29 protein-coding genes and 2 tRNA genes are annotated in these 26,300 nt (G+C 54.1%); 17 read left to right on the forward strand and 14 right to left on the reverse strand.

What is annotated here, in order from left to right; genetic code table 11:
* Positions 1 to 120: 120 nt before the first annotated feature.
* The 10 genes from J2X76_RS23655 to J2X76_RS23700 all read left to right on the forward strand — a co-directional run bounded on the left by J2X76_RS23655 (position 121) and on the right by J2X76_RS23700 (position 10,027).
* Positions 121 to 197 (forward strand) — tRNA-Arg (locus tag J2X76_RS23655).
* A 323-nt stretch (positions 198 to 520) separates the two neighbouring features.
* The gene (locus tag J2X76_RS23660) at positions 521 to 1,864 is read left to right on the forward strand and encodes a DUF6538 domain-containing protein (RefSeq protein ID WP_310219785.1); all 1,344 of its coding nucleotides are present in this window, start codon (positions 521 to 523) and stop codon (positions 1,862 to 1,864) included.
* A gap of 99 nt (positions 1,865 to 1,963) precedes the next feature.
* On the forward strand, positions 1,964 to 2,146 hold the full coding sequence (locus J2X76_RS23665; RefSeq protein ID WP_310219787.1) for a hypothetical protein: 183 nt from the start codon (positions 1,964 to 1,966) through the stop codon (positions 2,144 to 2,146).
* Between the two features lie 469 nt (positions 2,147 to 2,615).
* Positions 2,616 to 3,647: a hypothetical protein gene (locus J2X76_RS23670; RefSeq protein ID WP_310219790.1), complete on the forward strand. Its 1,032-nt coding sequence runs from the start codon at positions 2,616 to 2,618 to the stop codon at positions 3,645 to 3,647.
* A 453-nt stretch (positions 3,648 to 4,100) separates the two neighbouring features.
* Positions 4,101 to 5,801, forward strand: coding sequence for an AAA family ATPase (locus tag J2X76_RS23675; protein WP_310219792.1), 1,701 nt, complete (start codon positions 4,101 to 4,103; stop codon positions 5,799 to 5,801).
* Between the two features lie 140 nt (positions 5,802 to 5,941).
* Complete coding sequence (locus J2X76_RS23680) at positions 5,942 to 7,000, forward strand: hypothetical protein (RefSeq protein ID WP_310219794.1); 1,059 nt, start codon at positions 5,942 to 5,944, stop codon at positions 6,998 to 7,000.
* Positions 7,001 to 7,227: 227 nt separating this feature from the next.
* Entirely contained in the window at positions 7,228 to 7,725 is a 498-nt protein-coding gene (locus J2X76_RS23685) for a hypothetical protein (protein WP_310219796.1), read from the forward strand.
* Between the two features lie 788 nt (positions 7,726 to 8,513).
* Complete coding sequence (locus J2X76_RS23690; RefSeq protein WP_310219798.1) at positions 8,514 to 9,224, forward strand: hypothetical protein; 711 nt, start codon at positions 8,514 to 8,516, stop codon at positions 9,222 to 9,224.
* A 13-nt stretch (positions 9,225 to 9,237) separates the two neighbouring features.
* Positions 9,238 to 9,684: a hypothetical protein gene (locus J2X76_RS23695; protein ID WP_310219800.1), complete on the forward strand. Its 447-nt coding sequence runs from the start codon at positions 9,238 to 9,240 to the stop codon at positions 9,682 to 9,684.
* A gap of 82 nt (positions 9,685 to 9,766) precedes the next feature.
* On the forward strand, positions 9,767 to 10,027 hold the full coding sequence (locus J2X76_RS23700; protein WP_310219801.1) for a hypothetical protein: 261 nt from the start codon (positions 9,767 to 9,769) through the stop codon (positions 10,025 to 10,027).
* Positions 10,028 to 10,102: 75 nt separating this feature from the next.
* On the opposite strand, the gene J2X76_RS23705 is transcribed toward J2X76_RS23700, so the two are convergent.
* A complete protein-coding gene (locus tag J2X76_RS23705; protein ID WP_310219803.1) occupies positions 10,103 to 10,276 on the reverse strand; it encodes a hypothetical protein in 174 nt (57 codons plus the stop codon).
* Between the two features lie 42 nt (positions 10,277 to 10,318).
* Here J2X76_RS23705 and J2X76_RS23710 point away from each other — a divergent pair, with 42 nt between their 5' ends.
* The 3 genes from J2X76_RS23710 to J2X76_RS23720 all read left to right on the forward strand — a co-directional run bounded on the left by J2X76_RS23710 (position 10,319) and on the right by J2X76_RS23720 (position 12,334).
* On the forward strand, positions 10,319 to 10,810 hold the full coding sequence (locus tag J2X76_RS23710) for a hypothetical protein (RefSeq protein WP_310219805.1): 492 nt from the start codon (positions 10,319 to 10,321) through the stop codon (positions 10,808 to 10,810).
* The gene (locus J2X76_RS23715; protein WP_310219807.1) at positions 10,807 to 11,364 is read left to right on the forward strand and encodes a hypothetical protein; all 558 of its coding nucleotides are present in this window, start codon (positions 10,807 to 10,809) and stop codon (positions 11,362 to 11,364) included. The genes J2X76_RS23710 and J2X76_RS23715 overlap by 4 nt, the downstream gene beginning before the upstream one ends.
* 349 nt (positions 11,365 to 11,713) lie before the next feature.
* Entirely contained in the window at positions 11,714 to 12,334 is a 621-nt protein-coding gene (locus J2X76_RS23720; protein WP_310219809.1) for a recombinase family protein, read from the forward strand.
* Between the two features lie 78 nt (positions 12,335 to 12,412).
* Here J2X76_RS23720 and J2X76_RS23725 read toward each other — a convergent pair whose 3' ends face one another.
* The 6 genes from J2X76_RS23725 to J2X76_RS23750 form a co-directional block, all read right to left on the reverse strand.
* The gene (locus J2X76_RS23725) at positions 12,413 to 13,237 is read right to left on the reverse strand and encodes a hypothetical protein (RefSeq protein ID WP_310219812.1); all 825 of its coding nucleotides are present in this window, start codon (positions 13,235 to 13,237) and stop codon (positions 12,413 to 12,415) included.
* 69 nt (positions 13,238 to 13,306) lie between these two features.
* Entirely contained in the window at positions 13,307 to 14,029 is a 723-nt protein-coding gene (locus tag J2X76_RS23730) for a hypothetical protein (RefSeq protein WP_310219814.1), read from the reverse strand.
* Between the two features lie 319 nt (positions 14,030 to 14,348).
* On the reverse strand, positions 14,349 to 14,819 hold the full coding sequence (locus J2X76_RS23735) for a hypothetical protein (protein WP_310219816.1): 471 nt from the start codon (positions 14,817 to 14,819) through the stop codon (positions 14,349 to 14,351).
* Between the two features lie 47 nt (positions 14,820 to 14,866).
* Entirely contained in the window at positions 14,867 to 15,163 is a 297-nt protein-coding gene (locus J2X76_RS23740) for a hypothetical protein (RefSeq protein ID WP_310219818.1), read from the reverse strand.
* A 104-nt stretch (positions 15,164 to 15,267) separates the two neighbouring features.
* Entirely contained in the window at positions 15,268 to 15,600 is a 333-nt protein-coding gene (locus tag J2X76_RS23745; protein ID WP_310219821.1) for a zinc ribbon domain-containing protein, read from the reverse strand.
* Positions 15,601 to 15,616: 16 nt separating this feature from the next.
* Positions 15,617 to 16,303, reverse strand: coding sequence for a zinc ribbon domain-containing protein (locus tag J2X76_RS23750; protein ID WP_310219822.1), 687 nt, complete (start codon positions 16,301 to 16,303; stop codon positions 15,617 to 15,619).
* A gap of 161 nt (positions 16,304 to 16,464) precedes the next feature.
* On the opposite strand from J2X76_RS23750, the gene J2X76_RS23755 reads away from it, so the two are divergent.
* Positions 16,465 to 16,662, forward strand: a complete 198-nt coding sequence (locus J2X76_RS23755) for a helix-turn-helix transcriptional regulator (protein ID WP_310219901.1) — start codon at positions 16,465 to 16,467, stop codon at positions 16,660 to 16,662.
* A gap of 127 nt (positions 16,663 to 16,789) precedes the next feature.
* Here the strand turns inward: J2X76_RS23755 and J2X76_RS23760 are convergent, their stop codons facing one another.
* The 5 genes from J2X76_RS23760 to J2X76_RS23780 all read right to left on the reverse strand — a co-directional run bounded on the left by J2X76_RS23760 (position 16,790) and on the right by J2X76_RS23780 (position 21,331).
* Positions 16,790 to 17,722: a DUF2971 domain-containing protein gene (locus J2X76_RS23760; RefSeq protein WP_310219823.1), complete on the reverse strand. Its 933-nt coding sequence runs from the start codon at positions 17,720 to 17,722 to the stop codon at positions 16,790 to 16,792.
* A 648-nt stretch (positions 17,723 to 18,370) separates the two neighbouring features.
* Positions 18,371 to 19,120: an SDR family oxidoreductase gene (locus J2X76_RS23765; RefSeq protein ID WP_310219824.1), complete on the reverse strand. Its 750-nt coding sequence runs from the start codon at positions 19,118 to 19,120 to the stop codon at positions 18,371 to 18,373.
* A gap of 121 nt (positions 19,121 to 19,241) precedes the next feature.
* Positions 19,242 to 20,156 carry an AraC family transcriptional regulator gene (locus J2X76_RS23770; protein WP_310219826.1) on the reverse strand — a complete coding sequence of 305 codons (915 nt, stop codon included), beginning with the start codon at positions 20,154 to 20,156 and terminating at the stop codon, positions 19,242 to 19,244.
* A gap of 277 nt (positions 20,157 to 20,433) precedes the next feature.
* A complete protein-coding gene (locus J2X76_RS23775) occupies positions 20,434 to 20,829 on the reverse strand; it encodes a glyoxalase/bleomycin resistance/extradiol dioxygenase family protein (protein WP_310219828.1) in 396 nt (131 codons plus the stop codon).
* A gap of 67 nt (positions 20,830 to 20,896) precedes the next feature.
* The gene (locus tag J2X76_RS23780; RefSeq protein WP_113126116.1) at positions 20,897 to 21,331 is read right to left on the reverse strand and encodes a tautomerase family protein; all 435 of its coding nucleotides are present in this window, start codon (positions 21,329 to 21,331) and stop codon (positions 20,897 to 20,899) included.
* Between the two features lie 119 nt (positions 21,332 to 21,450).
* On the opposite strand from J2X76_RS23780, the gene J2X76_RS23785 reads away from it, so the two are divergent.
* The gene (locus J2X76_RS23785) at positions 21,451 to 22,044 is read left to right on the forward strand and encodes a TetR/AcrR family transcriptional regulator (RefSeq protein ID WP_310219830.1); all 594 of its coding nucleotides are present in this window, start codon (positions 21,451 to 21,453) and stop codon (positions 22,042 to 22,044) included.
* 270 nt (positions 22,045 to 22,314) lie between these two features.
* Here the strand turns inward: J2X76_RS23785 and J2X76_RS23790 are convergent.
* Positions 22,315 to 22,399, reverse strand: a tRNA-Leu gene (locus tag J2X76_RS23790).
* A 242-nt stretch (positions 22,400 to 22,641) separates the two neighbouring features.
* Here J2X76_RS23790 and J2X76_RS23795 point away from each other — a divergent pair.
* Both J2X76_RS23795 and J2X76_RS23800 read left to right on the forward strand, forming a co-directional pair.
* The gene (locus J2X76_RS23795; protein ID WP_310219832.1) at positions 22,642 to 23,280 is read left to right on the forward strand and encodes a hypothetical protein; all 639 of its coding nucleotides are present in this window, start codon (positions 22,642 to 22,644) and stop codon (positions 23,278 to 23,280) included.
* Positions 23,281 to 23,412: 132 nt separating this feature from the next.
* Positions 23,413 to 25,047: an AMP-binding protein gene (locus tag J2X76_RS23800; RefSeq protein WP_310219834.1), complete on the forward strand. Its 1,635-nt coding sequence runs from the start codon at positions 23,413 to 23,415 to the stop codon at positions 25,045 to 25,047.
* Here the strand turns inward: J2X76_RS23800 and J2X76_RS23805 are convergent, their stop codons facing one another.
* On the reverse strand, positions 25,048 to 26,268 hold the full coding sequence (locus J2X76_RS23805) for a GNAT family N-acetyltransferase (protein ID WP_310219902.1): 1,221 nt from the start codon (positions 26,266 to 26,268) through the stop codon (positions 25,048 to 25,050).
* Positions 26,269 to 26,300 lie beyond the last annotated feature (32 nt).

Genomic DNA, 26,300 nt, shown 5'->3' on the forward strand with positions numbered 1-26,300 from the left:
ACAAAACCCGATATCGAGCCTGGATGATTTGCGGCCATCGCAAATTGGCGATTGATGCGGGCCAGATCCTGAGTTAAGAACCACCATCGGACGGAGGCGAGTCATCGCCTTTCACGGTTAGCACCCGTAGCTCAGCTGGATAGAGTGTTGGATTCCGATTCCAAAGGTCACAGGTTCGAATCCTGTCGGGTGCGCCAAAATTCTAAATAAAATCAATGATTTAACTGTGTTTCGCTACGGAATGCTACGATTCCGCGCTACGATTTCAACGTTGTCTTCAGTAAAGACAAGATTTGAAATCATTTCAAATTCCGATCTACTTACGATCCAAATATTCATTCGTCCGGACGAAAATATTTCCGACGTCAAACGCAATTCGTTATTGACGACGTCACCGCCTTTGTGGCAGTCTATACGACATTAAGAGCGACATCCTCCGGGAAGCGCCTTTACCTCCCCATTTCAAATTTCGCTGAAACGTCGCGTTGCTCGACGACAGCATTTATTTCAGGTCTCGATCATGACCAAGAACCACATCGTCCGTCGAAAGAGCGGCAATTACAGTTTTCGTATCGCTATTCCTGAAGTCCATCGCCATCGCTTTGAAGGTAAGCGGGAAATTTGGGAAACGCTCAATACGACCAGTAGAACAGTCGCGAATGCCAGCGCCGCTCAACGAGTCCTGCAATACAAGACATTGTTTCTGACCTACGACGTGGCGTCGGACACCCCGATGAGCTCCAAGGATTCAGCAGAGAAAGCGGCTCTTCTCGGCTTCGAACATTACACCGCTCAAGAAATTCAGAATGCCAGCACCAAGGACAAAGTCCTGATGCTAAACGCCTCGCATAAGTTGCTTGATCGTCTCGCCGTACCGACCAGACAGGAAATCGCTTTGATTGGTGGTGTCGTAGAAGACTCGCTTTCGCTGGATGACCTGTTCAAACGCTACCAAGAGTTGGCGGCGGGCAAATGGAATGACCTTGACCACCGTGCCCATCAGAAGAAATGGAACCGCTACTTGGAGCCGATCAAGGACTTCAAGCGTGAAATGGGCGATCTCGACGTATTGACTATCACGACCAAGACCGTCGGTGACTACGTCGTGAACCTGTCAAAGCGTGTGGCGGATAGGAACGTAAGGTTCACGTCCGAGACGGCAAACAAGAAACTGCTGTTCCTCAACGCAATGGTCGCGAAAGTTTTCAAAACAGATTTCCCGAAGCGAGAAAACCCTTTTGAAGACGCGAAAGTTGAACATCGAGGCAACGACAAGGAAAAGCGTCAACCCTTCACCGAAACAGAGATCATTGCTCTGCATGAGAAAATGGAGGAATCTCAAGCCAATGACGAGTTGAAGGCGGTGCTGACTCTGATGGAATATACTGGAGCGATCGCATCGGAAATCGTCTACCTGCACGAGTCTGATATCCATTTGGACGAAGAAATCCCCTTCATCCACATCGGTCCCAATCCAAATCGCAAGAGCTTGAAGACGGAAAACCGACCACGGGATATCCCGCTTGTAGGTCCGGCGCTGGAAGTCGCCAAGGCGTTCCGTCATGGCTTCCCGCGATACTGCCGGTCCAACGGATCAGAAGCACTGTCTGCCGTTGCGAACAAGCAGATCAAACAGGTTGCTCCCGATAAGACCACATACTCATTCCGGCACAGATTCATCGATTGGCTCAGAGAGGTGGACGGAATGCAGGACAGTTGGCTGCAAAGCATAGTCGGTCACGACGGCAGCATCACCGCGAAATACGGCAAAGGCTATTCGATGCGCAAAAAACTCGATGCAATCGAAAAAGCGATAGCATTAGTAAAGGAGAAGCAGGAATCGATTACATCGAAGAGAAATTGAGCAATCTATAATAAGCAAATCGAAATCAATATGCCTGACGTGAGGCGCTCGCCACTTATACATCATGAAAGAAGGCATATTCCGTAAAAGGAATATGCATTGGACAAGCATCCATACGACATCATCGCAGTAGACGAAAAAGCACGAATTGAATTCTACCGGCTCTGCAAAAAGCGGATAAAATTACTTAGGCAACACGGCTTCATTGATGAGGCAGTTTTACACGCCAAGGCGCTGAAAAGCATCAAGGACGACTTAGCAGCTCTGGCAGAATTCGACTGAACGCGGAGACAGAAGGATGACCGAAATCTTATTGACGTGGTGGCAAGCCGCTGGGCTTGCCTACGCGGTTTTCTCCGGCGGATACACGATCACGAGGAATACCGAATGGTCGCCGTTTCGGTCCCGACCCTTCTTTTCGCCTGCTTCGTCGTTCTCGTGATCGCCGCAAAGGCGGGGTAAGGCGCAGAACAGGCGGCATATCGAAGAGCGAGAGCGGGTCCGTCGTGTTCGCTGCGATTTGGCTACCTGGCTGAAAGAGATTCCATCGGATAGCATTTGAACTGCCAAGTAGGGATGACAGCTTCGGAGCCTCGGCTGTGACCGCATCAGAGTAGTTCCTGCTTCGTCGCGAACTTCATCCAAAAAACTTGTTGTGAATTACCGGTTGCGTTGGTGCGCAATCGCAATCTGGCAATCTAATATAGCCGCTCGTTTCTCGTTATTCATTGCGCTCGCCGGAGGACGCCAGTTGTTCAAGGATAATACGGTCTTCGTCATAGGTGCTGGATCAAGCGCGGAGTTTGGATTCCCGATCGGATCAGGCTTAACAACTGCGATCAAAACGAATTGCGACTTCGTGTACGACCATGGAAGCTTTACGAAGGGACCGAGCCGCATTGTCAATCACTACGACCGGACGATCGGGAGGACAAAGCACGGAGAAGTACACGAGTACAATAAACGCTTGGAAGCCTCGTGGCGAATACGTGATGGAATAGAGAGTGCCGACAGCATTGACGAGTACATTTATCGGTATTCCGACGATCCAATTATTGCAGAGGTTGGCAAATTACAGATTGCCTATGCCATCTCTCTCGCTGAAGAAGATTCGATACTGGGTTCCAAACGCGGATTTGATCAGAGCATTTCCGGAGCAAATGACACGTGGATTTGGGCGTTCTTCAAGACACTGATCAGTGGAATTAAAGCGAGCGAAATAGAGAAAATTGGCAGCAACATCACGATCATCTGCTTCAATTATGATCGATGCATTGAACAATATCTCGAACATGCAATTGCGCGAAGCTTCCATGATGTATCTCTCGCTCAAGCCAGAGAGATCGTAAGAAATATCCGGATTGTTCACCCCTACGGAAAACTTGGTGAGCTTGACGATCTTCCCTTTGGTGCGTCGGAAAAATTCGCAAGAATGGCTGAAAACCTCATCACTTGGTCTGAGACGATCAGAGAGCCGGAAATCTTGGACGATATCCAGCGAGCCATCACCGGCGCGAAACGTATCGTCTTTTTAGGATTCGCATTTGCCAATCAAAATATGCAGCTTTTGAACGCAAAACCAACTTCCAAAAACTATAGTGGTCCCCGTGTTTATTCGACCGGCTACCTACTCCCAAGGGAAACCGAAGAGTCGCTGAAGCTGAACATAAATGGTCTCTATTCAGATGGAGTTGCGGAAGGTCAGTTGCAAAACATCCATTTTCAATACGGGGCGAAATGTAAGGAATTCTTCGACATCCACCGGCTGAACCTCGCACGATAGTCGATGAGTTTGAATCATCGTCGTGAGAAGATCACATCTCCCGAACCGACTTTTCCAGAAAACTGACCACGAACGATGTCGGACTACGGTTGCTGAACATCTGAGCAAAGCAAGAACATATTTCCAAGGTTGGAAATAAATCCTACGGTTTGGGAGTATCGAATATGTCAGCCGCCACCACTGCCACGACAATCAAAGAGGATCGCGTCGTCCTTGCCCAACTCATCCCTAATGCCCGCGCCGGTGAGCGATTGCAGCATTGCGGAGGGTGATCGCTAATGCGGAATTTCTCTGCGATCAGCTCGAAACGGCTTCGTAGGAAGGGAATTCGCTTTTTGTGGGACATCTGCCGAGATAATTTAGCGGAAACCAAACCATTAAAGCCGAAAATCCTGAGTTGTATCGAATCAGTCGGCTTGCCATCGTGTCTGTTGAGTTGGCGGGACACTGAGCATGAAAGACATGACTGTTTTAGTTGACGGGCGATTGGAGCAAATCACCTTCAAAAGCGGGTTGGAGGTAGGGCTCAGCGATAATGCTATACTCGCAATAATAGGGCCGAATAACTCCGGAAAAAGCACCGCGCTCGCAGAAATCAGAACCCTCGTTGCCGGACAGCCTCCAAGCACTAAGCTCGTTAGCTCCACGAAGCTTCAGCGACGATCGTCGCAGGCAGATATTCGGTCTAATCTTATGCCTCTTGCTGATCAGGACGGGCATATACAAATTCCGGGTTTCGGGTTTCACATAGGAGGCGTATTCGAGTGGGACTCAACTAATGGCATTGGCACCTTCTTAGCCAGCTTGCTCTTCTCAGAGCTAACCACGCGCACAAGGCTCGTGGATTGCGATCCGCCGCAATCATTCGATGCTCGGCAAAAAAGGCACGCACAACACCCATTTCAGCGGATGTTTGCCGACGATCGGCTCGAACAGTTGGTTTCAAACGTGTTTAAGCGCGCCTTCAAGATGGACTTAGTCATCCATCGGGTTGCTGGTAATATTATTCCAGCATACGTCGGGGAGCGACCTAAACCCGAACACGGTGAAGATAGGCAGTCCCGCACCTACATCGACCGTATAGAAGCTCTTGAAAAATTAGAGCAGCAGGGCGACGGAATGAGAAGTTTCGCATCTGTCATCGGTCGTGTGATCACCGAAAATCGGCCCATTCGGCTTATCGACGAGCCTGAAGCATTCCTTCATCCTCCTCAAGCCAAAATCCTTGCAGAAACGATTGCGGCAAATGGGGCGGACGCGCAGACGATAATCGCCACCCACAGCAGCGATATCCTTCAAGGTCTACTCGGCGACAACAAGGACCGTGTTTCGGTGGTTCGGCTCAAGAGAACACCAACGGGATCGACCGCTTCACTTCTGACAACGCAAAATATCTCTAAGTTCTGGAATGATCCTATCTTGAGATTCAGCAGGGTCTTGGATGGGCTCTTCAGCGATGGGGTGATCCTCGCGGAAGCTGAGCCTGATTGTCGTTTCTATGAAAGTTTGGCGGAGAAGGCGCTTCCAACCTCTGATCGCATCGATGTTCATTATTCCTATTCAGGCGGAAAGGATCGTATTCCGGTACTTGTATCCGCGCTCACGGCAGTTGACGTTCCTGTCGTCAGTATTCTCGATTTCGATGTGCTCAATAACGACCAGCCATTAAAGCGCATCATTGAATCTCATAATGGCAGTTGGGCTGACTACGAAGCAGATTGGCTAACGATAAAGGAAGCAGTGGAACGCAAGGATGCTTTCCTTGGAGCTACCCAATTTAATGAAGAACTTGGGAAGCTTTTGAAAGGTCTTCCGAAAGACGGAGCAGTACCCAAAGACGCATTGACCAGAATTCGAAAGCTTGCACGAAACGCCTCACCATGGGACAACGTCAAAGACGCGGGTGTCGGTATTGTTCCAAAAGGGCCAGCAACAATAGCTGTGCATCGCCTGTTGGATAACCTCAGCCGAATCGGTATTTTTATAGCGCCTAACGGAGAAATGGAGGGGTTTTGTAGAACTATTGAACCCAAAGGCATTAGGTGGGTTGAAGAGGTTATTAAAAAAGATCTGGCAAGTGATCCTGAACTTGATGCAGCACGGAAATTTATTGCCAAGGTGCTTGCCTATCTGAGCACATTGGCAGCGCGTTAAGGACCACCCGCCACCACCATGGTCGACCACGTCGGGTCGTACTCACTCTTATACTGACCCCTATCAGAATGGACACGAATAACGAGAAGCTCGATTGTTGGACACAGCCGTCTCCGAAATTTTTCAACGGAACGCACAAAATGCTACTTCAAGACAACGATGGGAACGCACTCGACGCACGGGTGGACATAACAGACGACGGCATTATTCTGCACAGCCGCAGCGGAAAGGATCGTAACCCCGATTACCGAGAAGCACTTGAAGCGTTGTTGTCGCGGTTGGATTCGGCTGGCATTCAGTATGAAATCTACCTCGATAGCCGACCAGTTCAGACTCGGGAGTTAGCCGGACGGCAACTGCATTTTGATATTCAGGCATCTGTTGAGAGGCGCTTTAACGAAATCGTTCGCGCCATGAATGTCGGCAGCTCAAGTCACGGAGCTTGGCGGAGACTGCTTATCACCACTCCCGGTGTCGCCACGGATGACCTCGAAAAAATCATCAAGGTATTCGTCGCGGAAATTAAGGTCGCCCGATTGTCCGCGACCGAGCTACGGCAGGTCACTTCTCTTCATATTCAACACGCCGTCGAAAAGCTTCTGAATGGGGGAGACGCTCCGAATTTTGCGCCCTCCCGCGACTATGATGCAATGACCGGTGATGGTACGCCACTCGCTCCGAAGAAAGTTTTTGGTCTCGCCTTGGAAGAGGCGCTTGGGATAGAAGCGTTCCCGGGACATTTCAGCGCCGGATGGGGACAAGTCAGTTTTGAACTGCTTGAAAAAGCAGGATTGTGGATCGCCCGAAAAGGGGATGGCGTGCCGAGACCGGTCCCTACGCCTTCGGAAATGAAGAATAGGCTCGCCGAGTTTATTCCGACCGAAGAGGAAAAGATTTGGATAGAGGGAAATCCAAAAATCGTTTCTCACCTTGTGCGAGAACGACAGCCGGGCCTGGCGAAAAAGAAGCGAGAAGAGTTCTTGGCGGAGCATGGACGGCTATTTTGTGAGGACTGCCAACTTGATCCTCTTGAGCTCTACGGGGAAGAAGTCGGAGCAGCTTGCATTGAAGTGCATCACCACCGCACTCAAGTGGCGGAGATGCAGCCCGGTCACCAATCAACAACGGCGGACCTAAAATGTCTCTGCGCCAATTGTCACCGGGTTTTGCACCGGAGGCTGGCGCTTGGGCTTATATAAAACAGCATCGCCCAAGGGCGGTAAAAGCCTTCCTGTTCATTCATCCGACATCTACGCAAATCGCAATTCCGCCGTATGCCTCCCAAAGCCGTTCTCCCCATGACGGTGCTAAACCTCCGAGTTGGCATCAAGGCACGCAACATTATTCAATTTGATGATTTCAGCGTGTAGAAAACCCCTCTTACATGCGGTACGAGTGTTAATGAGCCAGATTGTAGGGGTTTCCCATGCAAGCGCAGCGATATTATTGGGATACGTTTACCAACCTCAAGCGTGACCAGATTTACTTTAGCCTCCATCACCACAAGCTCGACGGGATTGAGCGGTGGCAAAACATCATATCCGCGATTGCAGCGAGTACAGCGATAGCTGGTTGGGCTGTTTGGCAATATGCGTCGTTCCTTTGGGGGTTCATTATAGCGGCATCGCAAGTTCTAACTGCGGTGAAGCCCCATTTGCCATATGGTCGTCGGCTGAAATCACTCGAAGCCCTATGCCCCGAAATAGAAGTCCTCGCACTCACGGCAGAAACTGACTGGTGGAAGGTTTCGCGAGGGATGCTGACAGAAGAAGAAATTTTCTCATTAGCGACCGCCCTAAAACAAAAAACAATCGCTGCAACCGACAGACATTCCAAGGGCCTCGTCCTACCGGAAGACAGTAAGCTCCTTGCGCTTGCTGACCAGAGAGCTACCGCCTACATGAAAACCTTCTCGGAGGAATAGCAATGTCAGACTTTGAGGAAACTCCGTCGCCAAATCCCGGAAATAGGTTCCCTGAAGGAAGTGTTCTCCCCCACACAACTCTTAGGGTTCCTATGCCGCCCGTCGAACCACCAAAAGAGCCGCCGCCGGTGGAGCAACCGTCGCCTTCTGACGATCAACAATCGGGAAACATGCCGATCTGATAGGGTCGCTTTGGCAATACAAGGCATCCATGCGGACCAAAGCTGCGACCATTTGGCAGCGGCTTACATTAGATAGTTCGCATATCACCCAGCTTGGAAGTACCCCTGATATCTTCGATGTCGCTTCCACTGCGATGGGCAAAGGCTGTGGCTCCATAGCCTTTCCTCTCCGCCGCCCGTTGAACAACAGCAGGTCTCGAATGTCTTTGCGTCAACTGTCAGACGGTCTTGCGCCGACGGCGGAGCTCGGAGCCACTCCTGACCATTCTGTGGTCATCCAAATAATCGCTACGCCGAACTTGCAATAATTTCAAATTTCAAAATGTTTTCAGGCACATAGGCATTTTCTGCTTGCAAGCAAGCGCGGAACGAGGTAGTATTTCTCAACGCTTGGAGTTGACAACACGACCCATCGTTCACTCATAACCTCCAGACCATTACCGTGTGCGACTGTATTGCTCTCGAAAGAGACGCGGTGGCATACCGTTTTCTTCTGGATAAATATCAACTGCATCAAAATCAATTACCGACTACGGAAGTCGAATTCGATTTCTATATTATTTGACCTGTGAACATTACTACGAATTTCGACCCTCCCCGGAGGGAATGGTTTCATATTGCCAAATTAAACAACAAAAACTGATGAATCTACAAAAACATAGCCATACCAACAGCATCAGGTTGGCAAGCATCGATCACTCAATCGATCTAATAAAGTCAAAAATCAACTATGAAATGAATAATCCAAATTATATTGGTCCATCAACGGAACAGGATTACATTTCAAAATGCCTGTTCGCCTTAACGGTATCGACTCCGCCATCAAGAGCGTGGGCTCCTCTTTATAAAGCTCAAGAAAATGCCAGAAGCAGCTTTTCTGCATTATATGCCAAGGAGCTAAGGCTTTGGGGTATCCGAAACAAGAAGTTGAACAAGCGAAACGCGAACCTTCAGCCGCTTGTAATGACCTTCTTCGACGTTGAAGGCTCCCGCCATTCACAAGGTGGCAAGGGAGCGACGATGCCACACTACCACGGCATCGTTCTTCTCCACCATGACACGGTTGAGGAGTTTCTCCAGCATCTGACTCGAAACGAGCTTGATCGCTCCTATTCGAAGTCCAAGCCGACATACGACTTCAGTTCGATCCACCTCCAGCCCTTGCCATCGTATAATGACGCAAGACGTTTTTTGGAATACTCGACAAAGTATTCGAAAATCATCGATGATTACAGAATAAATCATTCACATTCAATTATTCTTCCGGAAGAATCAAAGTATTTTTCATTTTTTGAACATCATAGAATCGTAAAATAATATAGGAATTAAAATGAAAATCATTAAATTGCAGAATTCAAATGTGGAATTACTATTCAATTACACCTACGAATACGTTTCAGAACGCAATGCTTTTCTCCAGACAATTTGCACAGCCCATGAGAAATACGAATGGCGAAAACTGCGCATATCGACCGGCAGCTATCAGGTCCGGAGACAATGCCTATGTTGCGGACACGTGTTTGGTGACGCGCGCTCGCATAGCGATGACGATATTTTCCTTCGTTGGACCGATCCCGATCTCAAGAGCCGATATTTAGCGAAGCGGAAGAAAGAAGAGGACGCGCTGATACAGAAGCATGCCCTGAAGCAAGCAAAGGCTGGAGTGTTCGTCCGATACGACCGGAACAAAAGGCTTCGCGATCGCCTCTTTATTTTCGATGGGACAGAGCAGGGCAAGAAGCGGCTGGACGCCGAATTAGGAGTCGGCTCTCGCTGAAGTTTGCTCGGAGAGAGGGCGATCTCTCGAAAATCCGAATATGATCGACATTGTTGCTGATGCCTAAAAATCAGGAGGTACGATGAAACCTACCGGCTACGGCAGTTGGTTGCAGGAAATCGTCATCGATGTAGCGGACGCCGACAAAGCGGCGTTCGCTCGTGAAGTCGGCATCGATCCTGTACCCCATATAGATGATGCCGCAACGGCACGGTTTCTCTGGCGACGCAAATCGCGGTCGCGAGACGACGATCAAGCCGTGCTTTGGGATTTGACGATGGCGTTGGGCGATCTGGCGGAGAAAGCAAGCTGGTGTGTCGATTGGCGGGATTCGAAAATTTAGTAACGCTCAAAACGGATCGCCCTTACCGTTGCTACCGTCGCGAGTTTCCATAAGCCCCGTCCAATCCGCTATCCGCTACTTTTTCCCGATTGTTCCGCGACATGCGCCAAAAAATGCCGAAGCTTCCGGAATTTGACGGAAGCGAAGCGCCTCAGCAGCGCCCATATATAGCGCGTTCGGACGGCGAAACCTGACTTTTCCAGAAATCACGACGTAGAAGGCTTTTGATTTCGGTTGAACCCTTTCCATCTGCAACTCTCCTTGGCATTGTACGCGCTTTGGGGGAAACGCATGAATCTGCAAGGACCAGCACGTTTCAAGGTCAAATACACACCGGAGGAAAAGGCGATCACCTGTGAAAAAGGTTTGCCGAAGTTCTCCGGCGAGATGACCAGCAAAAAGCCAAAACTGTACATCTTCTCGCGTGACGGCGTGCCGATTTATGTTGGTGCAACCGTGCGTTCGATGTCGAGCCGGTTGGCGACCGGTTGGACCGCCGAAGGTAAAGGCGGCTATTACGGCTATGGTTTTCGCCACGAAGGCAGCGCGGTCGATCTCGATGTCTGGTACGATTCCGATCCTGTCAAACTGCGGGAGGACGGAAAGCGGAGCGGTAGCGACATAGAAACGGTCGAAGCGGAGGTAGTGTACCTACTTCGACACCGCACTGGACAGTGGCCCGCCTACCAAACCGAAATCCACTTTTATCAGTCGAACGCAGACCACCGGGAATCGGCGGAACGGATCGTCGACTTCTTCGAAGAAGTGAGGCGAATCCGTTGAAATTTCGAGCGATCGTTTTTGCCGCATTGACGATAGCGACCAACGTCGAGGCGGGCGAGGTGGCGCAACGAAGTCGGGAATATTTCGTCATTGGAAATTTCGACACTCGAAGGGGAGCTAAAGCTGCCCGCAACTTGCTAACAGACCAAACAACACAGGTGTTCAGCGGCTCCAAAATGTTCACTCGGGGCAAAGACCCGCTCACCGCACAGCAAGTCGACATCGTATGGGAAGGGGATACGATTTGGTCGTTCAGTTACGACATTGCAGTTGCCGTTTGGCCTCACAACGAGGAACAAGTGAGAGCGGTTGAGGACAAGTATGAATTGTCGCACCTGAAAGGTCGAAGGGTAGAAACCGGGCATGCTGGCGGCATCTGGCTTCAAATCGACTACGAATGCGAGGGCGCTGGCGTTGACGAAATATGCCCGATGATTTTCAGGTCTAATCCCGGAGCGCAAAATCCGAAAGTCAACCTGACTTGGACCAACATTGAAGCAATCCGTCAGGCGGCTCGCGCTCGCTATGACGAAGTGAAGTCGAAGTTGCCGTGACGATTATAGTAAAGTGGATGGGACAAACGACCGCTGGATAGTCCCATCAACCGAAGATGGCATTTGGTCTTGGCTGCTATGATGGTAACAGGCGACAGCAATCTTTGTGATTCCAACCAGTCCACCATGAAGAACACGACGGTCAGCGGCATCAACGCTAAAGGCGCTTTGCAATGAAGGTCTTGGAGGCAAGGGGGGCACCGGAGCGATAGCTTCAGAGTGATGGCGGTGGTTCAAGTAGGCTGTGCCTCTGCCAGACCAGCGTAATGGATGGTTCAAAAAGGCTATTTGACTATTCAAAATGAACCGCTTACAACTGAACCATCCAAAATAAACTAACGAGGTAATTTTGCTGGTTCGAGCATATCTCCGTGCATCCACCGATGAGCAGGACGCCACGCGCGCCCGCGCGCAACTTGAAGCCTTCGCAGAAGAGCGGGGCTTGATAATCGCCTCAACCTATATCGAGAATGAAAGCGGCGCGAAGCTTGCTCGCCCGGAACTGTTCCGGCTTCTCTCCGACGCTCGCAAGGGTGACATTCTCCTCATCGAACAGGTAGACCGTCTTTCACGACTTACGGCAGACGACTGGCAAAAACTGCGCACCGAATTGCATCAGCGCGAAGTGAAGGTTGTTGCGCTCGACTTGCCGACAAGCTGGATTTCTGCCGCGCCCTCCGATGAGTTCACGGGCAGGATGTTCGAGGCTATCAACGGCATGATGCTCGATGTCCTCGCCGCCGTAGCGCGCAAGGACTACGACGATCGCCGTCGTCGGCAAGCTCAAGGGCAGGCGAAGGCAAAAGCCGAAGGTCGCTATCGCGGTAGAGTCGAAGATGTGAAGCGCAATGACGGCATTGCTTCCATGCTAAGAGCGAAAATGTCGTGGACGCAAATTCAGCATGCCACCGGAGCATCCCGCGCAACAATCGCGAAGATTGCCAAGCGGGACGTGTCTATCACAGCATAAGTGGCGTCGCCCTTTTAGACGAAAATCCCAAGTTGGCGCCGAGACATCGTGCTGTTGTCCCGTCAAAAATGAACGAGGTTACGGATTCAGCGGCAACGGCAATCGTACGAACATCCCGTCCTTCAGAGGGTCGAATGCTCTTTTATTCGCTCGCCTCTCGGAAATTTCGTCACGCTCCTCATGACTGCTGCCGATTCTCTTCCGCATAATCCGCTGATTGAAGCGATCCCGCGCCCATCGAAATTCGATGTCATCAAGCTTCAAAATGTAGCCGAGCTTGTTTGATCTTGAGTCACGAAACCACGCCGCAAGCGTCTTTGGCAGGGAAGTGCACATCACCTGCGCGGCAACAATATTCTCAAGAGCGTCACGCGCACTTAGCTCTTGATGAACCAGCGAATAGGCGATGTCGCCGAAATCTTTGAACGGCGCAGAGACTTGGACGGATTCTGCGTCACTGGCCTCGGCGTTTGTGAGATACAATTGCACCAAGTCATAGCGACGCAGCAGGTCGAAAGCTGAATCTAACAAAGCCCGGGCATCGGAAAGGACTTCGGGGCGGTTAGGATCAGGAAATTCGGTTGGTCCCGAAAAGAGGATCGCGGGACGGAAATCGTCGATCGGGGGCGTCGGCTGGTCCGCGTTGAAGGTGGTAGTGTGAAGGAAATTAGCGTCTTCGAAGAAATGCGTGTTGATGGCGTCAACACCATCACACGCAACTCGCAATGACGTGAGAAGCCCCGCAACTTCGGTGTTGCGATTAGCGGCGACAAGCGATCGTTCAGATATCTCAGCCTGCCTTACTGAAAGCTGGTAGCTCCCATACGACAAGCACGTGGCGACCACAGCCGTCGCGGCGCTCAATACAGCTGTGTAAGCGATAGCTTTTTCTGCAAATGGCATGTTTTCGCCGTGCTCCCGGTGGCATGCTAACCCGCACTTAAAGGATCAACTTTTCAAATCTCTTCGCCTTCACCACGGAACGTTATCCCATTCCTCAAGACGCTCCCGATAAGCCTCCTCGATTTGCGTGTGCGACCTTTGGATGGCACCGCGAAGATCGTCCAGAGTTGTGTCCGTGATCTTCAACAGATTGCCGTCTTTGTCCTTGCCGCTGCGATGAACGCAGTGATGCCGCGCATCCCGCATTTTATTCAGGATCTTTTGGTCGTCTTTGCTTGCAAATATCGAGGTTCCCACAGTCGCCTTGTAGAGACCATCAACCGCTTCGAAACGGTGATACAGCATGTTGCCAACGAGTTCCTTCATCACCGCATCCAGAATAACCTGAGAACCCTCGTAGAATTCCTCGAACGTCAGCGTTTTCGCCTTCCATACGGTATGCGACTTAACCAACGACTGCAGTGCCTCGTGATGTTCCTTTACGATTTTTACTAACCGATCCCCAAGGTAGGTTTCGAAGATCGACCAGTAATGGACAAACAGCATGCGCGTTATAGCAGGTGAGGAGATTGAGGAGACCTGTTCTCGGATCAAGTCGGCGTCTTTAATCGCATCTCGATAAACGTTTTGTGGAAAGCGATCGGCAATACCTCGAAGATATTCGCTGATGAGTTCATCAAATTGAACCTCTATATCGTCTTGGAGCACGCCGCCTTTGACAGGCAGGTCGTCGATCTTGGAGACATATGCGCTAAGTCTTCCACCAACACCGCGCTCGACATCTACTTCCAAGTCGCTACCACAATTCGCGCAGGGAACCTGTGTTGCATTGGTTCGATGATCTGCATCGAAATCTGAGGGAACTTGGGCAGCGTTAGACGTACCGCACGCGGGACAGATAACGTTAACTTCCATTTAAAAACCTTGAAACAATTCTACTATGATCGAATTCTCTATCACTCAACTTTAGAAAGCGAAAAGCTATCCGGTAAATTTGATGTCACCGAACGATTTCACGGGGTGAAAACTGGTACTTGGAATTTATATGCCGGAGCAGGGGAAGGCCTGGCATTAACACCCCAGTTGCGCCGCTTCCCCTTTCCTCGCGGTATCATTGCATTTTCTTTTTCACCCGTTCAAGGATATCACCATCGCATCCGCCGGACGGTCCAGCCGTCCCAGAGGCAACAGCAGTTTTCGCAATCCATTCACCGTTTTGGAACAGCAAGGATTCGAAAATACATCCTTCCCAAGAGGTATCGGTATACCAGCGCGCCAACATGAGTTTGCTCTTGAGGTCGAATTTCACTTCAAGACCTTGGTTTGTTTCGCCGCCACGTGGAAAATCGAAAAGCTCGCCGGTCCTATTGTTTGCCACAACCACCGTCGTGCAACTGGCGCCACATCCAAACTGGATGACAGAGTATTCACCAGCGAATGTCGAACCTCCCTTCATTCCGGCTAAAATGAGCGTTTTGAAAAGCGAAAAAGCCTTATCTCGTGCCGCGAAATCCGGCGTTTTTGGCTTCCCCCGGTAAACGCTCTCAACTGGATATGCTGAAAACCCAATATCATCCGCCAAGGACGTGAATGGCAGGAGGCATACGCACAAGATCAGCGATACCCGTCTCACTCGCCTTCCCCGTCGCCTTCGAATTGATAACGCTCTTCGTACTGCCGTTCAGTAAGGAACGTAGGCTCGAAAAAGCATTTTCCATTTTGTTTCACCGAAAGGAATTTCTTCGTCTTTGAATTGATATAGGCGTGGTCCGAAATTTTCGGGCCTAACTCCATGGTGCCATAGCGCCTAAGACCGTTCGACTTTGCCAGCTGAATGACTTCTTGCTCGGTAAAACAATTTGTTCGCGCCATGCAAGGAGGTGCGAGGGCAAAGAAACCGGCAGCAACAATGAAATAGCGGTGCATCTATCCTCTCTTAACGTTCGATCAGAAATCCCTTGTTAGGTGGCGCGCCGAAGCTTTCGTCTGTGGAAACGGTGGAGCACGGAAGCGCCATCAGGCAATTGAAGTTATGCAACCTTTGGACGCGTGAACAAAACGAACATTCCCAAAATGATCGCACCGAGTACCCAAACGACGAGCACCATCGCCATTCCGATTCCGGTCCCTACAGCAGCTCCGGCTTGTTCAGCAGCTGAAAGCGAATTGAAATCCTTTGTTGCCGAGTTGAATCCAGCAACGGCCCATATCGCCATAAGGAAGTTGAATGCGATGAATGAGAACTTGAAGATTTTTCCGAAGAATCCTCTCTTTGCCTTACGAAGCTGAGTCCCGCACGATGGGCACTTGAGCGCTGTATCGCTCACGTCGTTTTTGCACTCCGGGCAACTGATAATCGCCATGCTTTTTAGTCTCCTACTATTTTGATATGGTGTTGAAGCGAAAAAGAAATTCGGGAGCCGTCATCGCTCCTTTGATCGTGAGGCTTTGCTCAAAGATGCCGTCGTTCTCAGCCCGAACGAAGGTGCCGGAAACCGTGACCCTGTCGCCGACAGCCATGTTCATCAGAGCCGCATAGAGAGGCGTCCCCTTTTCGACCATGGTTGAATGCAGGACATCGGAGACCGCATTATTCCACGTCAAAATATCGAGGTCTGGCGCGAGGCGAACCGTTATGACAGCCTTCCCGTCCATATTGGTTTCGAGCTTGCGAAGAGTACCGACCCAGCCGTCTACTTGAAGCTGCGAACCGAGAGCCGACAAGATAGCAACGCGCCTTTGGTCACGGAGTGAGCTTTGCTGAAGCTCATTCGAAGCTGAGTTGAAACGCTTGCTGTAATCCGAGATTGCCGAAATGAAGCTGGTTTGCTTGCTCGGCAAAGGCGCCGGCGCAGACTGAGCTGCTACAACGGAGGCTGCTTGCCGGTCCGATTTGCCGGGCGCCAAAGCCGCCGAAACTATGACCAGCCCAATGAAGCCGCCGCCAATCCATTTAAGCGCGCGAAACCGAGAACGCTTCGCACCGCAATTCGGGCACGACTTTGCTTCGACTGCGATCTGCTTGCCGCAGGCCTTGCAATCCATCCATAAACGATCTGACGTCACTCGACCCCTCACAACGCACCCAAAGTCCCCTGCGCTGATATTATCAATTCTGCTATTTTGGGATAATTGATTTCTCGTAATAGGTGAAGACCCCATTTCCAAAATTGGGGTATTTCTTGTCGAAAACTTTAAGGTCCCCGGAGCATTTAGAGCTGATCAAAATGATCACGCGGAGGAGAAATGCAGCGGGCTACACGCAAGAGTACGTTTCTCGGGCTCTTGGGCAGCATCAATCCTATATTGCTAAGCTGGAAACGGGGCAGCGTCGTCTGGACGTAGTGGAATACATGCAGCTTGCGAAAGTCATTGGCTTCGACGCGGCACTGGAATTACACGCGATAGCTTCAAAGTTTGAATGACATCCACGAAAAAAAACTTCACACCCAATGAGTTCGCAATGAAAATGGCTATGGAAAAACAGGCCGCATAAGGCCAGATTGAAAACCCAACACTCTCCTAAAAACTGGAGGGACGATGGGTTTCAGGTCACAGGCTTTGCAGTCGGTACGTATGGCTTGTACGATCAGGGATGGCACGAACGAGTTCAGCACTTGGATAGGACGAAGCTGCGACCTTAACTATCTCGTCTACTGTGGACGAAGACGCTTTGTGTCCAATGACAATGCGACGTACCGCATCTGAGGGAAAATCGAAAAGATGAATTTCATCGTCGGGCAGGCTGATAACCCGCGCTGCCTTATCTCTACTAGAATAGAGCCGCCATTCTTTCTCGTAGGACCAATCCGTAGTCTTTGATCCGAACGCAGCGTGCGGATTTTCTAATACTTCTTCCAGTTGTCCGTCGACATAGGCTACTTTTTGCAATCGGCTTTTTTTAGTTCCTTTATCGTCTCGTTGAAACCATTCGTGGGACGTATTGAATCCAACAATAAAACCTGAGTGGTTGCCTGCGTAGTGTGCCCACATTGGGGGCGAGTCGAAGCGTTCCGAGAGCGAGAAGCAGAGCAAATCGTTTCCAAGCTTCGACAACATGTCTTGGATTGCTGCCTGATCGTTAAGGTGAGGCGCGACGTGGTCAAGCATCCCCTTTGTCTCTCGTTTCAGCATAGTAGTAACCGGTTCGCCCGTCTGCTGCTCGATCAGCTTCTTCGCCACCGAATACGGAATGGACGCCAGCCCGAGCGAACTGAGCCGCTTGGTAATCTCCGCTTCGATGAACTGATCTGTGATACGTGCTTCCATCTCGCTCAAAAGGAATTGAATAAAGCGTGGACCAGCAATCTTTTTGAAGGTTGCGCGAACTTCAAAGATATCATTCGTGCTGATCAAAGGAGTGAAGCGAACAGTTCCCTCTTCTAGTACGTTCCTAACCCGCTCCGCGACCAGATACTTGTATAAAAGACTTGGTGGCGGCTCAACGGGCTGATCGAAATCATCCGCATTAAACGGCTTTACCATTCCATGCCACCTTTCTGAAACTGACGGCTCCTAGCCGTTGATGGTGCATTCCATTATGGTTTCGCATCTCGCGGAAGAGAATACTCAACGTTTACAGTCTTAATCTCCTGCAACCGCATTGCAACGACGCGTCGTAAAAGTGCCTGACTTATGTCGTCAATTCCGCCCTTTTGGCTGCATATCAGACGGGATTAAATTGCTTCAGGTACCGGACCGGCGATGAGAGCCGTACTTTTGAAGGCCGCCAAAAATCTACTCGCGGAAAAAGGGCGAATGAGATCAGGACAAGAAACGCTATCACGGAAGGCAAGGGGGTGCCCCGCCGGTGCGTGCCAATAGCTTGCGGGGCTTTGCCCGCGATCGGTAAAGGTCTGTCGTTGAGGAGCCCAAAGGACAGTTCGGCGCCTAGAGAAAATCTATTTCTTTAGCTAAACCACGCTACGTTTTGATGCTACATACTGGCTTGACGGAGCCTCGATAATATGTTGAATTTATTAATGAATTTCACAATATCAAATCCTGTCGGGTGCGCCAAATTCCGCCGATTGTACGCTATCATGCGGAAGTAATTATTGAAGATTACAGAGAAACAGGTGGCACCGGCCGGTGGGCCGATGCCATACTGTGATTGTCACTGGGCGCCCTGCATCACCCCTGGCGGGCTTCGTACAGAGCCACCGCGTCGGGTCCGCCGGGAAACTGAAGGCGGCTGGATGTATCGTGGACGGCAGCCCAGACCGCCTCTGCGACATCCGCTTCCTTCGTTGTCATGGCCGGGCGTGCGAATGCCTCGAAGATCGGCGTTGCAAAACCGGCATAGGCTGGCGGGATGAGGTCCTCGATCCGCACATCCGTATTCTGTGCAAAGCGCGTCGTCGGCGCATAACCCGGTTCCACCAGCTTCGCCCGGACATCGAAATAACCGAGCTCATGCGCGAGCGATCCGGTGAAGCCCTCGATGGCCTGCTTGCTGGCGGTATAGGCGGCGGCCAGCGGCATGGCGGCCAGCGTCACGCTCGAGGTCACGTTGACGATCACGCCGGATCGACGCTGACGCATTTGCGGAATGACCGCCTGGCATATCGCCATGACGCCAAACGTGTTGGTGGCGAAGACCTTGCGGATATGCGTCATGGGCGTCGCCTCGAATGCGCCAACCACACCGATGCCGGCATTGTTGACCAGCACGTCGATCGGCCCGGCCGCTGCGACGGTTTCCGCGATGCTCTCGTCACTCGTCACGTCGAGCGGCAGGAGACGCAGCCTCGGCGAGGCGGGGAAAAGGCTGGCGTCAGGGCGGCGCATCGTGGCGATGACATTCCAGCCCCTGTCGAGGAAGTGGCGTGCCGTCTCCAGGCCGTAGCCAGAGGATGTGCCGGTAATCAGGATCGTCTGCATGGGAACCTCCATTCGTTTCGGATGGTTCCTTGATAGGCCCGATCCATAAGACGACCTATAATTCAGGATCCATATATCTTTACCAATCGTCCAGAACGGCGATCTAGGGCGCGCTTTGGGCTCAGGCGTGATGGCTACTGCCGTTGATCCGGGCGAATTGGCCCGGCGGGCAGCCGAGCCGCTTGCGGAAGGCCGTGCTGAACGCGCTGGCGGATTCGTAACCGATCTCGTCCGCAATCCGGTCAAGCGTCTTTGCGCCGCGCAGCAGCGCGTCTTTCGCAAGAGCCATTCGCCAGCGGGCGAGATATTCGATCGGGCCACAGCCGAGCACTGCGCCAAAGCGTGCGGCAAAGGCGGAACGCGACTGCCCGGCGATGCGGGCAAGGCTTGCCACCGTCCAGTCGGCGCGCACATCGGAGTGCATGGCAGCAAGCACTCGCGTCAAAGCTGGATCGCGCATGCCATGTAGCAGACCGGCGCGGTCATCATCCATCGTCGTGCCATGCGAGCGGAGCGCCTCGATAAGAAGAACCTCAAGCATACGTTGAAGGATCATGTCCTTGCCGGCCTCTTCGCCACGGCATTCCTCGGCGATGAGATCGATCAGCCGGCCAAGCCGCGCCGATCGACCCTCGGACGGCGGCACGTGGATCATGCGCGGCAACATGGCGAGCAGCAGCGGGGCATTCGCCGTCTCGATGCGAAACGTGCCGCCCAGCGCCATGAAATCCGCTTCACCATCCTGCTCACCGTGCCGAACCGGCATATCCATCGGCTCCGTGGGTGTCCCGTCCATACCGGGAAGACTGCTGAGCGTGAAGGCGGGCGTTGTGGGCAGTAGCAGAAAGGCACCTGTTTCAAGCTTCAAGGGCGTCTCGCCCTCAAATGTCACCCAGCACACGCCCTTCAGAGCGATGGTGAAACCGGGGGCATCATGGGCTGCATAGCGCACGGCCCATGCACCCCGGCCCGAAATTGGTTTGGAGATGGCCGTGTTTGGCCGAAGCAGGGCAATCACATCGCTGAGGGGGTCCATCTGGACGATCCGTATATTATGTCGGAGCAGAATTATGGATCGTCCAACGGGGCAAGTCCAGTGCCTGCCGAGGGGCATGACTACACCTTGCGACAGGCAAACATGCTCGTTTTACACGGGAAGGAAATCTCACCGGTCTTTAAGAGCTCAGGGGTAACAGGCCAGAGCCTCGACTTCTGGAAAAGTCGGCCATGAGTTGCGCGCGCATGGAATCGATAGGCTCGACGGTTTTTAGCTTGTTGACATCGACAATCGATGCGCGCTGGCGGCAGTATAATTAATTGATGCAGTCCAGCATCCACTGAACCTCAAATTTATCGGTGAGCTTTCCGTAGAAGCTTCCCCAGGGCTGCTTCGCGAGAGGCGTTGTCACACGCCCTCCTTTCGCCAGCTTGGCAAACAATTCTTCGGTCTTATCCCGATCATCCATGAGGAGAATGTGCGACGAGCCACGCATCGGCTCCGCATCGTGGTTGTCCGATGCGAAAAAGAGGACACCTGGTCCCTCGAAACGAGCATGCATCACTTTACCAACCATCGCTTCGTCCTGGACAGGGATATCCAGATCACCATGGCGCATCAGCGCAGTCACCTCTCCCAGTCCGCAATCCCTGTAAAAGGACAGAGCGGCTTCGCATTGGGTTGTGAAAAACAAATAGTTGGCAAGCTGCATGATATGCTCTCCCGTTTCGGATCCGTGCCGGACCTTCCGAGTCCGACACGATATGTCTTGAGCTCGCTCAGGCGTTATCCTGCGCAGAAGATTCGGCGATAGCTTTGCCGAGATCGGCGTTCGCATAGCTCCGTCCCGCGATGCCCCAGGCTCCTTCGGGCGCGTAAACAATGTTCGACCAGATATGCTCGCGCCTGATCTTACCTCCCGCCGCTTTTTCCACGACATCCGTCGCCCTTTCTATAAAGGCGCGCTTTGCTTCCGGTGTCGCCAAGGCGACTTCAGGCAGTTTCAATTCGACAAATGCGGCGTCGACCGGTTTGCCTCCCGCCAAGACGTGACCTGACGGCAATGTGTGTATGGAGCCGACGATATTGGCCATCATAAAGCGATTTTCGTTGAGCCCGGAAACGTCCAACAGGGCATCCGTCAATCCTGCAAAGGCTTCCGCCTGCGCAGCGGGCGATAAGAGACCTTCCGGCAGCGTAAGTGTGATGGGCATATTCTCTCCTTGTTTGAATGAGGCGGCGTGGGCATATATACCGAACGCTCTCTATTGATACATACCGATCGCTCTCTATGCAATAGATAAAGAGCGATCACTCTTAAAGGAATTTGACAATGCGCTACAGCGACGAGCACAAGAAAGAGACCCGAGCCAAGGTTCTGCTCGCCGCCGGACAAGTGTTCCGCAAAGAAGGCTACGGCGGAGCCGGCATTGATGCGCTGACGAAGGCGGCAGGCGTTACCAATGGTGCATTCTACGGTCACTTCAAGTCCAAGGGTGAAGCCTTTCTCACAGCTGTCCTTGCGGGGATGGAAGAACTCCTGCAAGGAATTGTAGCCTTGAAGGCCGAAGGAGCTGGAGGCTGGCTGAAAGCCTTTGTCAGTTACTATCTCGGCTACAAGCGAACCTGTGATCTAGGAGATAGCTGCGCCTTACCGACGCTCTCGGTCGACGTTATGCGATCGGATGAGGATACGCGGCTTGCCTATACCCGGGCGCTGGAACGTCTTGTGACTGAGATTGCCACCGGCTTGCCGAAAGATGCATCGCGGGAGGCGGCGGGAGTTTCGCCGGAAGACCGGGCCCTTCTATTGCTTGCCTTGCTCACAGGCGGCGTCACGCTTGCGCGCGCCGTGAACGATGCCGGGCTGTCAGATCGAATTGCGCGGCTCGTGGCGGTCGAAGCATTGCGCGACGCCGGGTGCTGAGGGGAGCGGCCGGTCAAACGCCGGGTGAAGCCTACCCAGCGGAGCGGCTCGCGAAGCCGGGCAGCCGATATGCCAAGGTGGCTGACTGAACAAGGCAGGTTCAAACGCGCCCGGAGGAGGCTATGACGTAGGAATAGTCTCGTCTTCATCCGGCGCGGCGCGCCACCTTCCCCATATTGATGCCAAGCTCATTCGCGACCCCAGTCGGGTGCGCCGCGCGCGGTTGCCGTGCCGAAAAAGCGCAACCATATCAAAGCTTTTAAAGAGAAATGGTGCCCCGTGCCGGAATCGAACCAGCACTCCTTTCGGAACCTGATTTTGAGTCAGGCGCGTCTACCAATTCCGCCAACGGGGCACTCGGGTAGCGGTATGGGCTCTATCACGGTGTCGCACCGGCATGCAAGGATGAAGTGAGGCTGCTATCTCGCATGCCTGATCCGGCAGAAAATGTCCCGCATCAAGACAGCCGGATGTGGTTTTTCCCTTTCCTTAACGGCATATCGCCGTTGTTTAGCGCCTCCTGAAACATGCGTGCCGCCTGGGTATTCGGTCCTGGAGGCCCGGCAATGGTGCCGGGTTTGGAAGGAGAAAATTATCATGCGGAAATCATGGCGTGTGCTGCTGCTGTCCGGATGTTTTGCCCTGCCTCTTGCCGGGCAGAGCGTTGCACAGGGCCTGTCGGTCGGCGGTGAGAACGGTATCAGTGCCGATGTGAATACGAGCGACGGGATTGGTGCCGACGTCTCGGTCGGTGGAGGAGATGGCGTCAATGCCGATGTCGGCATCGGCGGCAGCAGCGGCGTGGCGGATGTCGATGTGTCGGCGGGCGGCGGTGACGGTGCGAGCGCCAGTGCCAATGTCGGCGGGGGTGGTGGGCTCGATGCCGATGCCGCCGTTTCGCTCGGCGGCAGAAACGGGGTCAATGCCGGCGCCACGCTCGGCACCGGCTCCGGTGTCGATGCCGGGACCACGGCGTCGATCGGCGGCGGACGCGGCGTGGCTGCCGAACCCGGCCTGTTAGGCCTTCGAAGCACGGGGATCGGCGCCGCGGCGGTCGATGGCACGGGCGCTCCGGGCGCCGGCGGGCTTACCGCACCGCAGCGCGAGGCCTTCCAGGCGATGTCCGAAGCCGACCAGCGAACCCTTTTGAACCGCTGCGCCGACATCGCCTCCGGCGGCGGAGATGCGGCCCTCGTATCGCTCTGCCGCATGCTGCGGATGAGCGCCTCGCGTTGATCGAGCGGATGTTCCGAAGCCCATCTCCGCCCGAGGGGATGGGTTTCGTCATATCAGGTCCCCTCCGATGTCCCCCTTGTATTTTCGGCATTCTGGATGTTAGCTGGTGCAGCAAAAATAGAAGCGCTGCCCATGAAACTGCCTGCCCGCACCACCTATGAAGACCTTTTTGACGATTTCGCCTGGGAGATCCCTCGGCGATTCAACATGGGGGAGGTGGTCAGCGATGCCTGGGCGAAAGAGTCTCCGGATCGCATCTGTCTTCAGCATTTCAGCCCGGATGGCGCTCACCGGGCCATGACCTATGGCGAGCTCGCCGGGCGGTCCGCCTCTCTCGCGAATGCCTTCGTCGCGCTCGGCCTGAAGGCTGGCGACCGGGTGGCGCTGCTTTTGCCGCAGAGTTTCGAGACGGTGATCGCCCATGTGGCGATCTACAAGATGGGCGGCATCGCCCTGCCGCTGGCGCTTCTGTTCGGGGCGGAGGCGCTCGAATACCGGCTGAAGGCATCGGGTGCGACGGCGATCGTCACCAATCCCTTCGGCCTGTCGCGGCTCGCGGACCTGCGCGACAAGCTGCCGGAGCTGCGGCATGTGATCGTTACGGGCGAGACGCCCGCCGGTGAAGGGCTTCTGAGGCTCGATGCGCTGATAGCGGCCCATCCTCCGGTGTTCGAGGTTGTCGACAGCGGTCCCGACGATCCGGCGCTGATGATTTTTACCTCCGGCACGACCGGCCCGCCGAAGGCGGCGCTACATGGTCACCGGGTGCTGGCCGGCCATATCCCGGGTTTCCAGCTGGCGCACGAATTCGCGCCGCAGCAAGGCGACCGGATCTGGACGCCGTCCGACTGGGCCTGGGCGGGGGGCCTGCTCAACGTGCTTTTGCCGGCGCTGATGCTCGGCATTCCGGTCGTCTCCTCGCCGGCCCAGAAATTCGATGCCGACATGGCCTTCCGGATCATGAGCGAGATGGATGTGCGCAACGCCTTCATTCCGCCGACGGCGCTCAGGCTCCTGAAATCGGTCGAAAAGCCGCTCGAGAAGTACGATCTCAGGCTCAGGACGATCGCGTCGGCGGGCGAGGCGCTCGGCCGCGAGACCTATGACTGGGCAAAAGCGGCGCTGGGGCTGACGGTCAACGAGTTCTACGGCCAGACCGAGTGCAATTTCGTGCTTTCCTCGGCCGCCAATCTCGGCGTGTCGCGCGGCGGGGCGATCGGGCGGGCGGTGCCGGGCCATCACGTGGCGGTGGTCGATGGCCGCGGCATCGAGCTTCCGGCCGGCAAGATGGGGCAGATCGCCATCCGCCGACCCGATCCGGTGATGTTCCTCGGTTACTGGAACGACGAGGCGGCGACGGAGACCAAGTTCGTGGGCGACTGGCTGATCACGGGCGATCTCGGCCGCCAGGATGCCGACGGTTATGTGGAGTTCATCGGCCGGGACGACGACGTCATCACCTCGTCCGGTTACCGCATCGGCCCGAGCGAGATCGAGGACTGTCTGAGCGGGCATCCGGCGGTGCGGCTGGCGGCCGTGGTCGGCAAGCCGGACCCGATCCGCACCGAGATCGTCAAGGCCTATATCGCGCTCGCCCCGGGCTATCACCCGAGCGAGGCGCTTGCCGCGGAAATCCGCGACTGGGTGAAGACGCGGCTGTCGATGCACGAATATCCGCGCGAGGTGGCCTTCGTCGATGACATCCCGCTGACCACCAGCGGAAAGGTTATCCGCCGGCTGCTGCGCGACAAGGCGGCCGCCGAGTAGCTATTCCGAGCGGCCGGCCAGCGACATGATCTTTTCCCGGAGCATGCGGGCCATGTTGCGGGTGTTGCGGTAGAGGTGAAGCTGGGCCGCTACCTGGCGCACGTCGCGGTCGCCGTTCTGGCGCAGGCCGATCACCAGCGTGCCCATTTCCTCGCGCTCTTCCCAGAAACGGCTCATGATCGGATGGTCGGGAACCGCGCAGCTGTCGGTGCGCATGATGTTGGCGTCTTCGAGATGCCATTCGGTCAGTTTCACCATCAAGAGCTTGCCGGGTGAGAACTGGGCAAGGCTCTCGTCGTAGGCGGTCTTCCACGTATAGGCCTCGCCGGCCATGATGAAGACGATCAGCGAAGCGATCGCGCGGCCGTCGAAATCGATGGTGTGGATGCGGACTGCGTCGACTTCCGCCAGGTTGGTGATCGCCTCGCGGGCGAAGGCGGCGCGGTAGCGGTCGTTGATCAGGGCCGAACGTTTGCGGCCCTTCCAGCCCTTGGCTTCGAGCGCCAGGAATTCCTCCATCCGCAGGCGGATCTCTTCCGGCTGGCGGGCGACGGAATAGGAAAGCGAGCCCCTGGAGGCGAGATTACGCCAGAGGCGGCGCATTTCGCGATAATGGTGCGAAGAGATCGCGTGCTTGAGATAGGCCTCGCCGTCGAGCAGGCTTTCCAGCATCGGCCGCAGATAGGGATCGGTGACGGTGACCGGCAGGTTGCGGCCGATGGCGACCGCCTTGGCGAGCTGCGCGAACGGGCCGGAGAGCCGCACGTCAGGCATGACCAGAACGGAGGGCAGGCGGGCTTCGCGCATGCTCAGCGCATCCAGCAGATTGTCGATCGTCTCGGCCGGCTCTTCCGCATCGACGAGCGGCGTGCCGATCGGGCCGAAGGGATTGGCCCAGGCGCGGATGATCGAGGCGCCGACGGAAAAGCCCGGTTTTTCGATCGTGAACGGCATCAGCAGCCGCATGCGGCTGCGGGCGCCCGTCTCGTCGCGGATCACCGCCAGGCGGACCTGCTTGTCCTCCACCCGCGGCATGGCCGGGGCGAGCAGCCGGGCGGAGAAGAAGATGTTCGGCTCCAGCGCGCGGTTGGAGAGGAATTCCAGTTCCTCCTGCAGGTCGTAACCGAAGGCGGCGGGATAGAGGCAGAGTTCGCGGCCGGGCCGGCCGACCTCAAGATGCGTATCGGCATCCGGCCGCTCGGCGCGGAACGCCTGGACCATGCCCACGCGGCCGCCGCCATTGCCCTCGAATT

Origin of the sequence: Neorhizobium sp. 2083 (assembly GCF_031455615.1) — a bacterium.
Classification (GTDB): Bacteria; Pseudomonadota; Alphaproteobacteria; order Rhizobiales; family Rhizobiaceae; genus Neorhizobium.

What these genes read in the sequence shown, in the direction of transcription:
- J2X76_RS23785 (WP_310219830.1), top strand. Translation starts at nt 21,451, where the DNA reads ATGCGCTACAGCGACGAGCACAAGAAAGAGACCCGAGCCAAGGTTCTG.
- J2X76_RS23780 (WP_113126116.1), bottom strand. Translation starts at nt 21,331, where the DNA reads ATGCCCATCACACTTACGCTGCCGGAAGGTCTCTTATCGCCCGCTGCG.
- J2X76_RS23765 (WP_310219824.1), bottom strand. Translation starts at nt 19,120, where the DNA reads ATGCAGACGATCCTGATTACCGGCACATCCTCTGGCTACGGCCTGGAG.
- J2X76_RS23725 (WP_310219812.1), bottom strand. Translation starts at nt 13,237, where the DNA reads ATGCCATTTGCAGAAAAAGCTATCGCTTACACAGCTGTATTGAGCGCC.
- J2X76_RS23775 (WP_310219828.1), bottom strand. Translation starts at nt 20,829, where the DNA reads ATGCAGCTTGCCAACTATTTGTTTTTCACAACCCAATGCGAAGCCGCT.
- J2X76_RS23660 (WP_310219785.1), top strand. Translation starts at nt 521, where the DNA reads ATGACCAAGAACCACATCGTCCGTCGAAAGAGCGGCAATTACAGTTTT.
- J2X76_RS23805 (WP_310219902.1), bottom strand. Translation starts at nt 26,268, where the DNA reads ATGGTCCAGGCGTTCCGCGCCGAGCGGCCGGATGCCGATACGCATCTT.
- J2X76_RS23680 (WP_310219794.1), top strand. Translation starts at nt 5,942, where the DNA reads ATGCTACTTCAAGACAACGATGGGAACGCACTCGACGCACGGGTGGAC.
- J2X76_RS23705 (WP_310219803.1), bottom strand. Translation starts at nt 10,276, where the DNA reads ATGGAAAGGGTTCAACCGAAATCAAAAGCCTTCTACGTCGTGATTTCT.
- J2X76_RS23710 (WP_310219805.1), top strand. Translation starts at nt 10,319, where the DNA reads ATGAATCTGCAAGGACCAGCACGTTTCAAGGTCAAATACACACCGGAG.
- J2X76_RS23740 (WP_310219818.1), bottom strand. Translation starts at nt 15,163, where the DNA reads ATGCACCGCTATTTCATTGTTGCTGCCGGTTTCTTTGCCCTCGCACCT.
- J2X76_RS23700 (WP_310219801.1), top strand. Translation starts at nt 9,767, where the DNA reads ATGAAACCTACCGGCTACGGCAGTTGGTTGCAGGAAATCGTCATCGAT.
- J2X76_RS23770 (WP_310219826.1), bottom strand. Translation starts at nt 20,156, where the DNA reads ATGGACCCCCTCAGCGATGTGATTGCCCTGCTTCGGCCAAACACGGCC.
- J2X76_RS23760 (WP_310219823.1), bottom strand. Translation starts at nt 17,722, where the DNA reads ATGGTAAAGCCGTTTAATGCGGATGATTTCGATCAGCCCGTTGAGCCG.
- J2X76_RS23690 (WP_310219798.1), top strand. Translation starts at nt 8,514, where the DNA reads ATGGTTTCATATTGCCAAATTAAACAACAAAAACTGATGAATCTACAA.
- J2X76_RS23675 (WP_310219792.1), top strand. Translation starts at nt 4,101, where the DNA reads ATGAAAGACATGACTGTTTTAGTTGACGGGCGATTGGAGCAAATCACC.
- J2X76_RS23795 (WP_310219832.1), top strand. Translation starts at nt 22,642, where the DNA reads ATGCGGAAATCATGGCGTGTGCTGCTGCTGTCCGGATGTTTTGCCCTG.
- J2X76_RS23745 (WP_310219821.1), bottom strand. Translation starts at nt 15,600, where the DNA reads ATGGCGATTATCAGTTGCCCGGAGTGCAAAAACGACGTGAGCGATACA.
- J2X76_RS23695 (WP_310219800.1), top strand. Translation starts at nt 9,238, where the DNA reads ATGAAAATCATTAAATTGCAGAATTCAAATGTGGAATTACTATTCAAT.
- J2X76_RS23685 (WP_310219796.1), top strand. Translation starts at nt 7,228, where the DNA reads ATGCAAGCGCAGCGATATTATTGGGATACGTTTACCAACCTCAAGCGT.
- J2X76_RS23755 (WP_310219901.1), top strand. Translation starts at nt 16,465, where the DNA reads ATGATCACGCGGAGGAGAAATGCAGCGGGCTACACGCAAGAGTACGTT.
- J2X76_RS23800 (WP_310219834.1), top strand. Translation starts at nt 23,413, where the DNA reads ATGAAACTGCCTGCCCGCACCACCTATGAAGACCTTTTTGACGATTTC.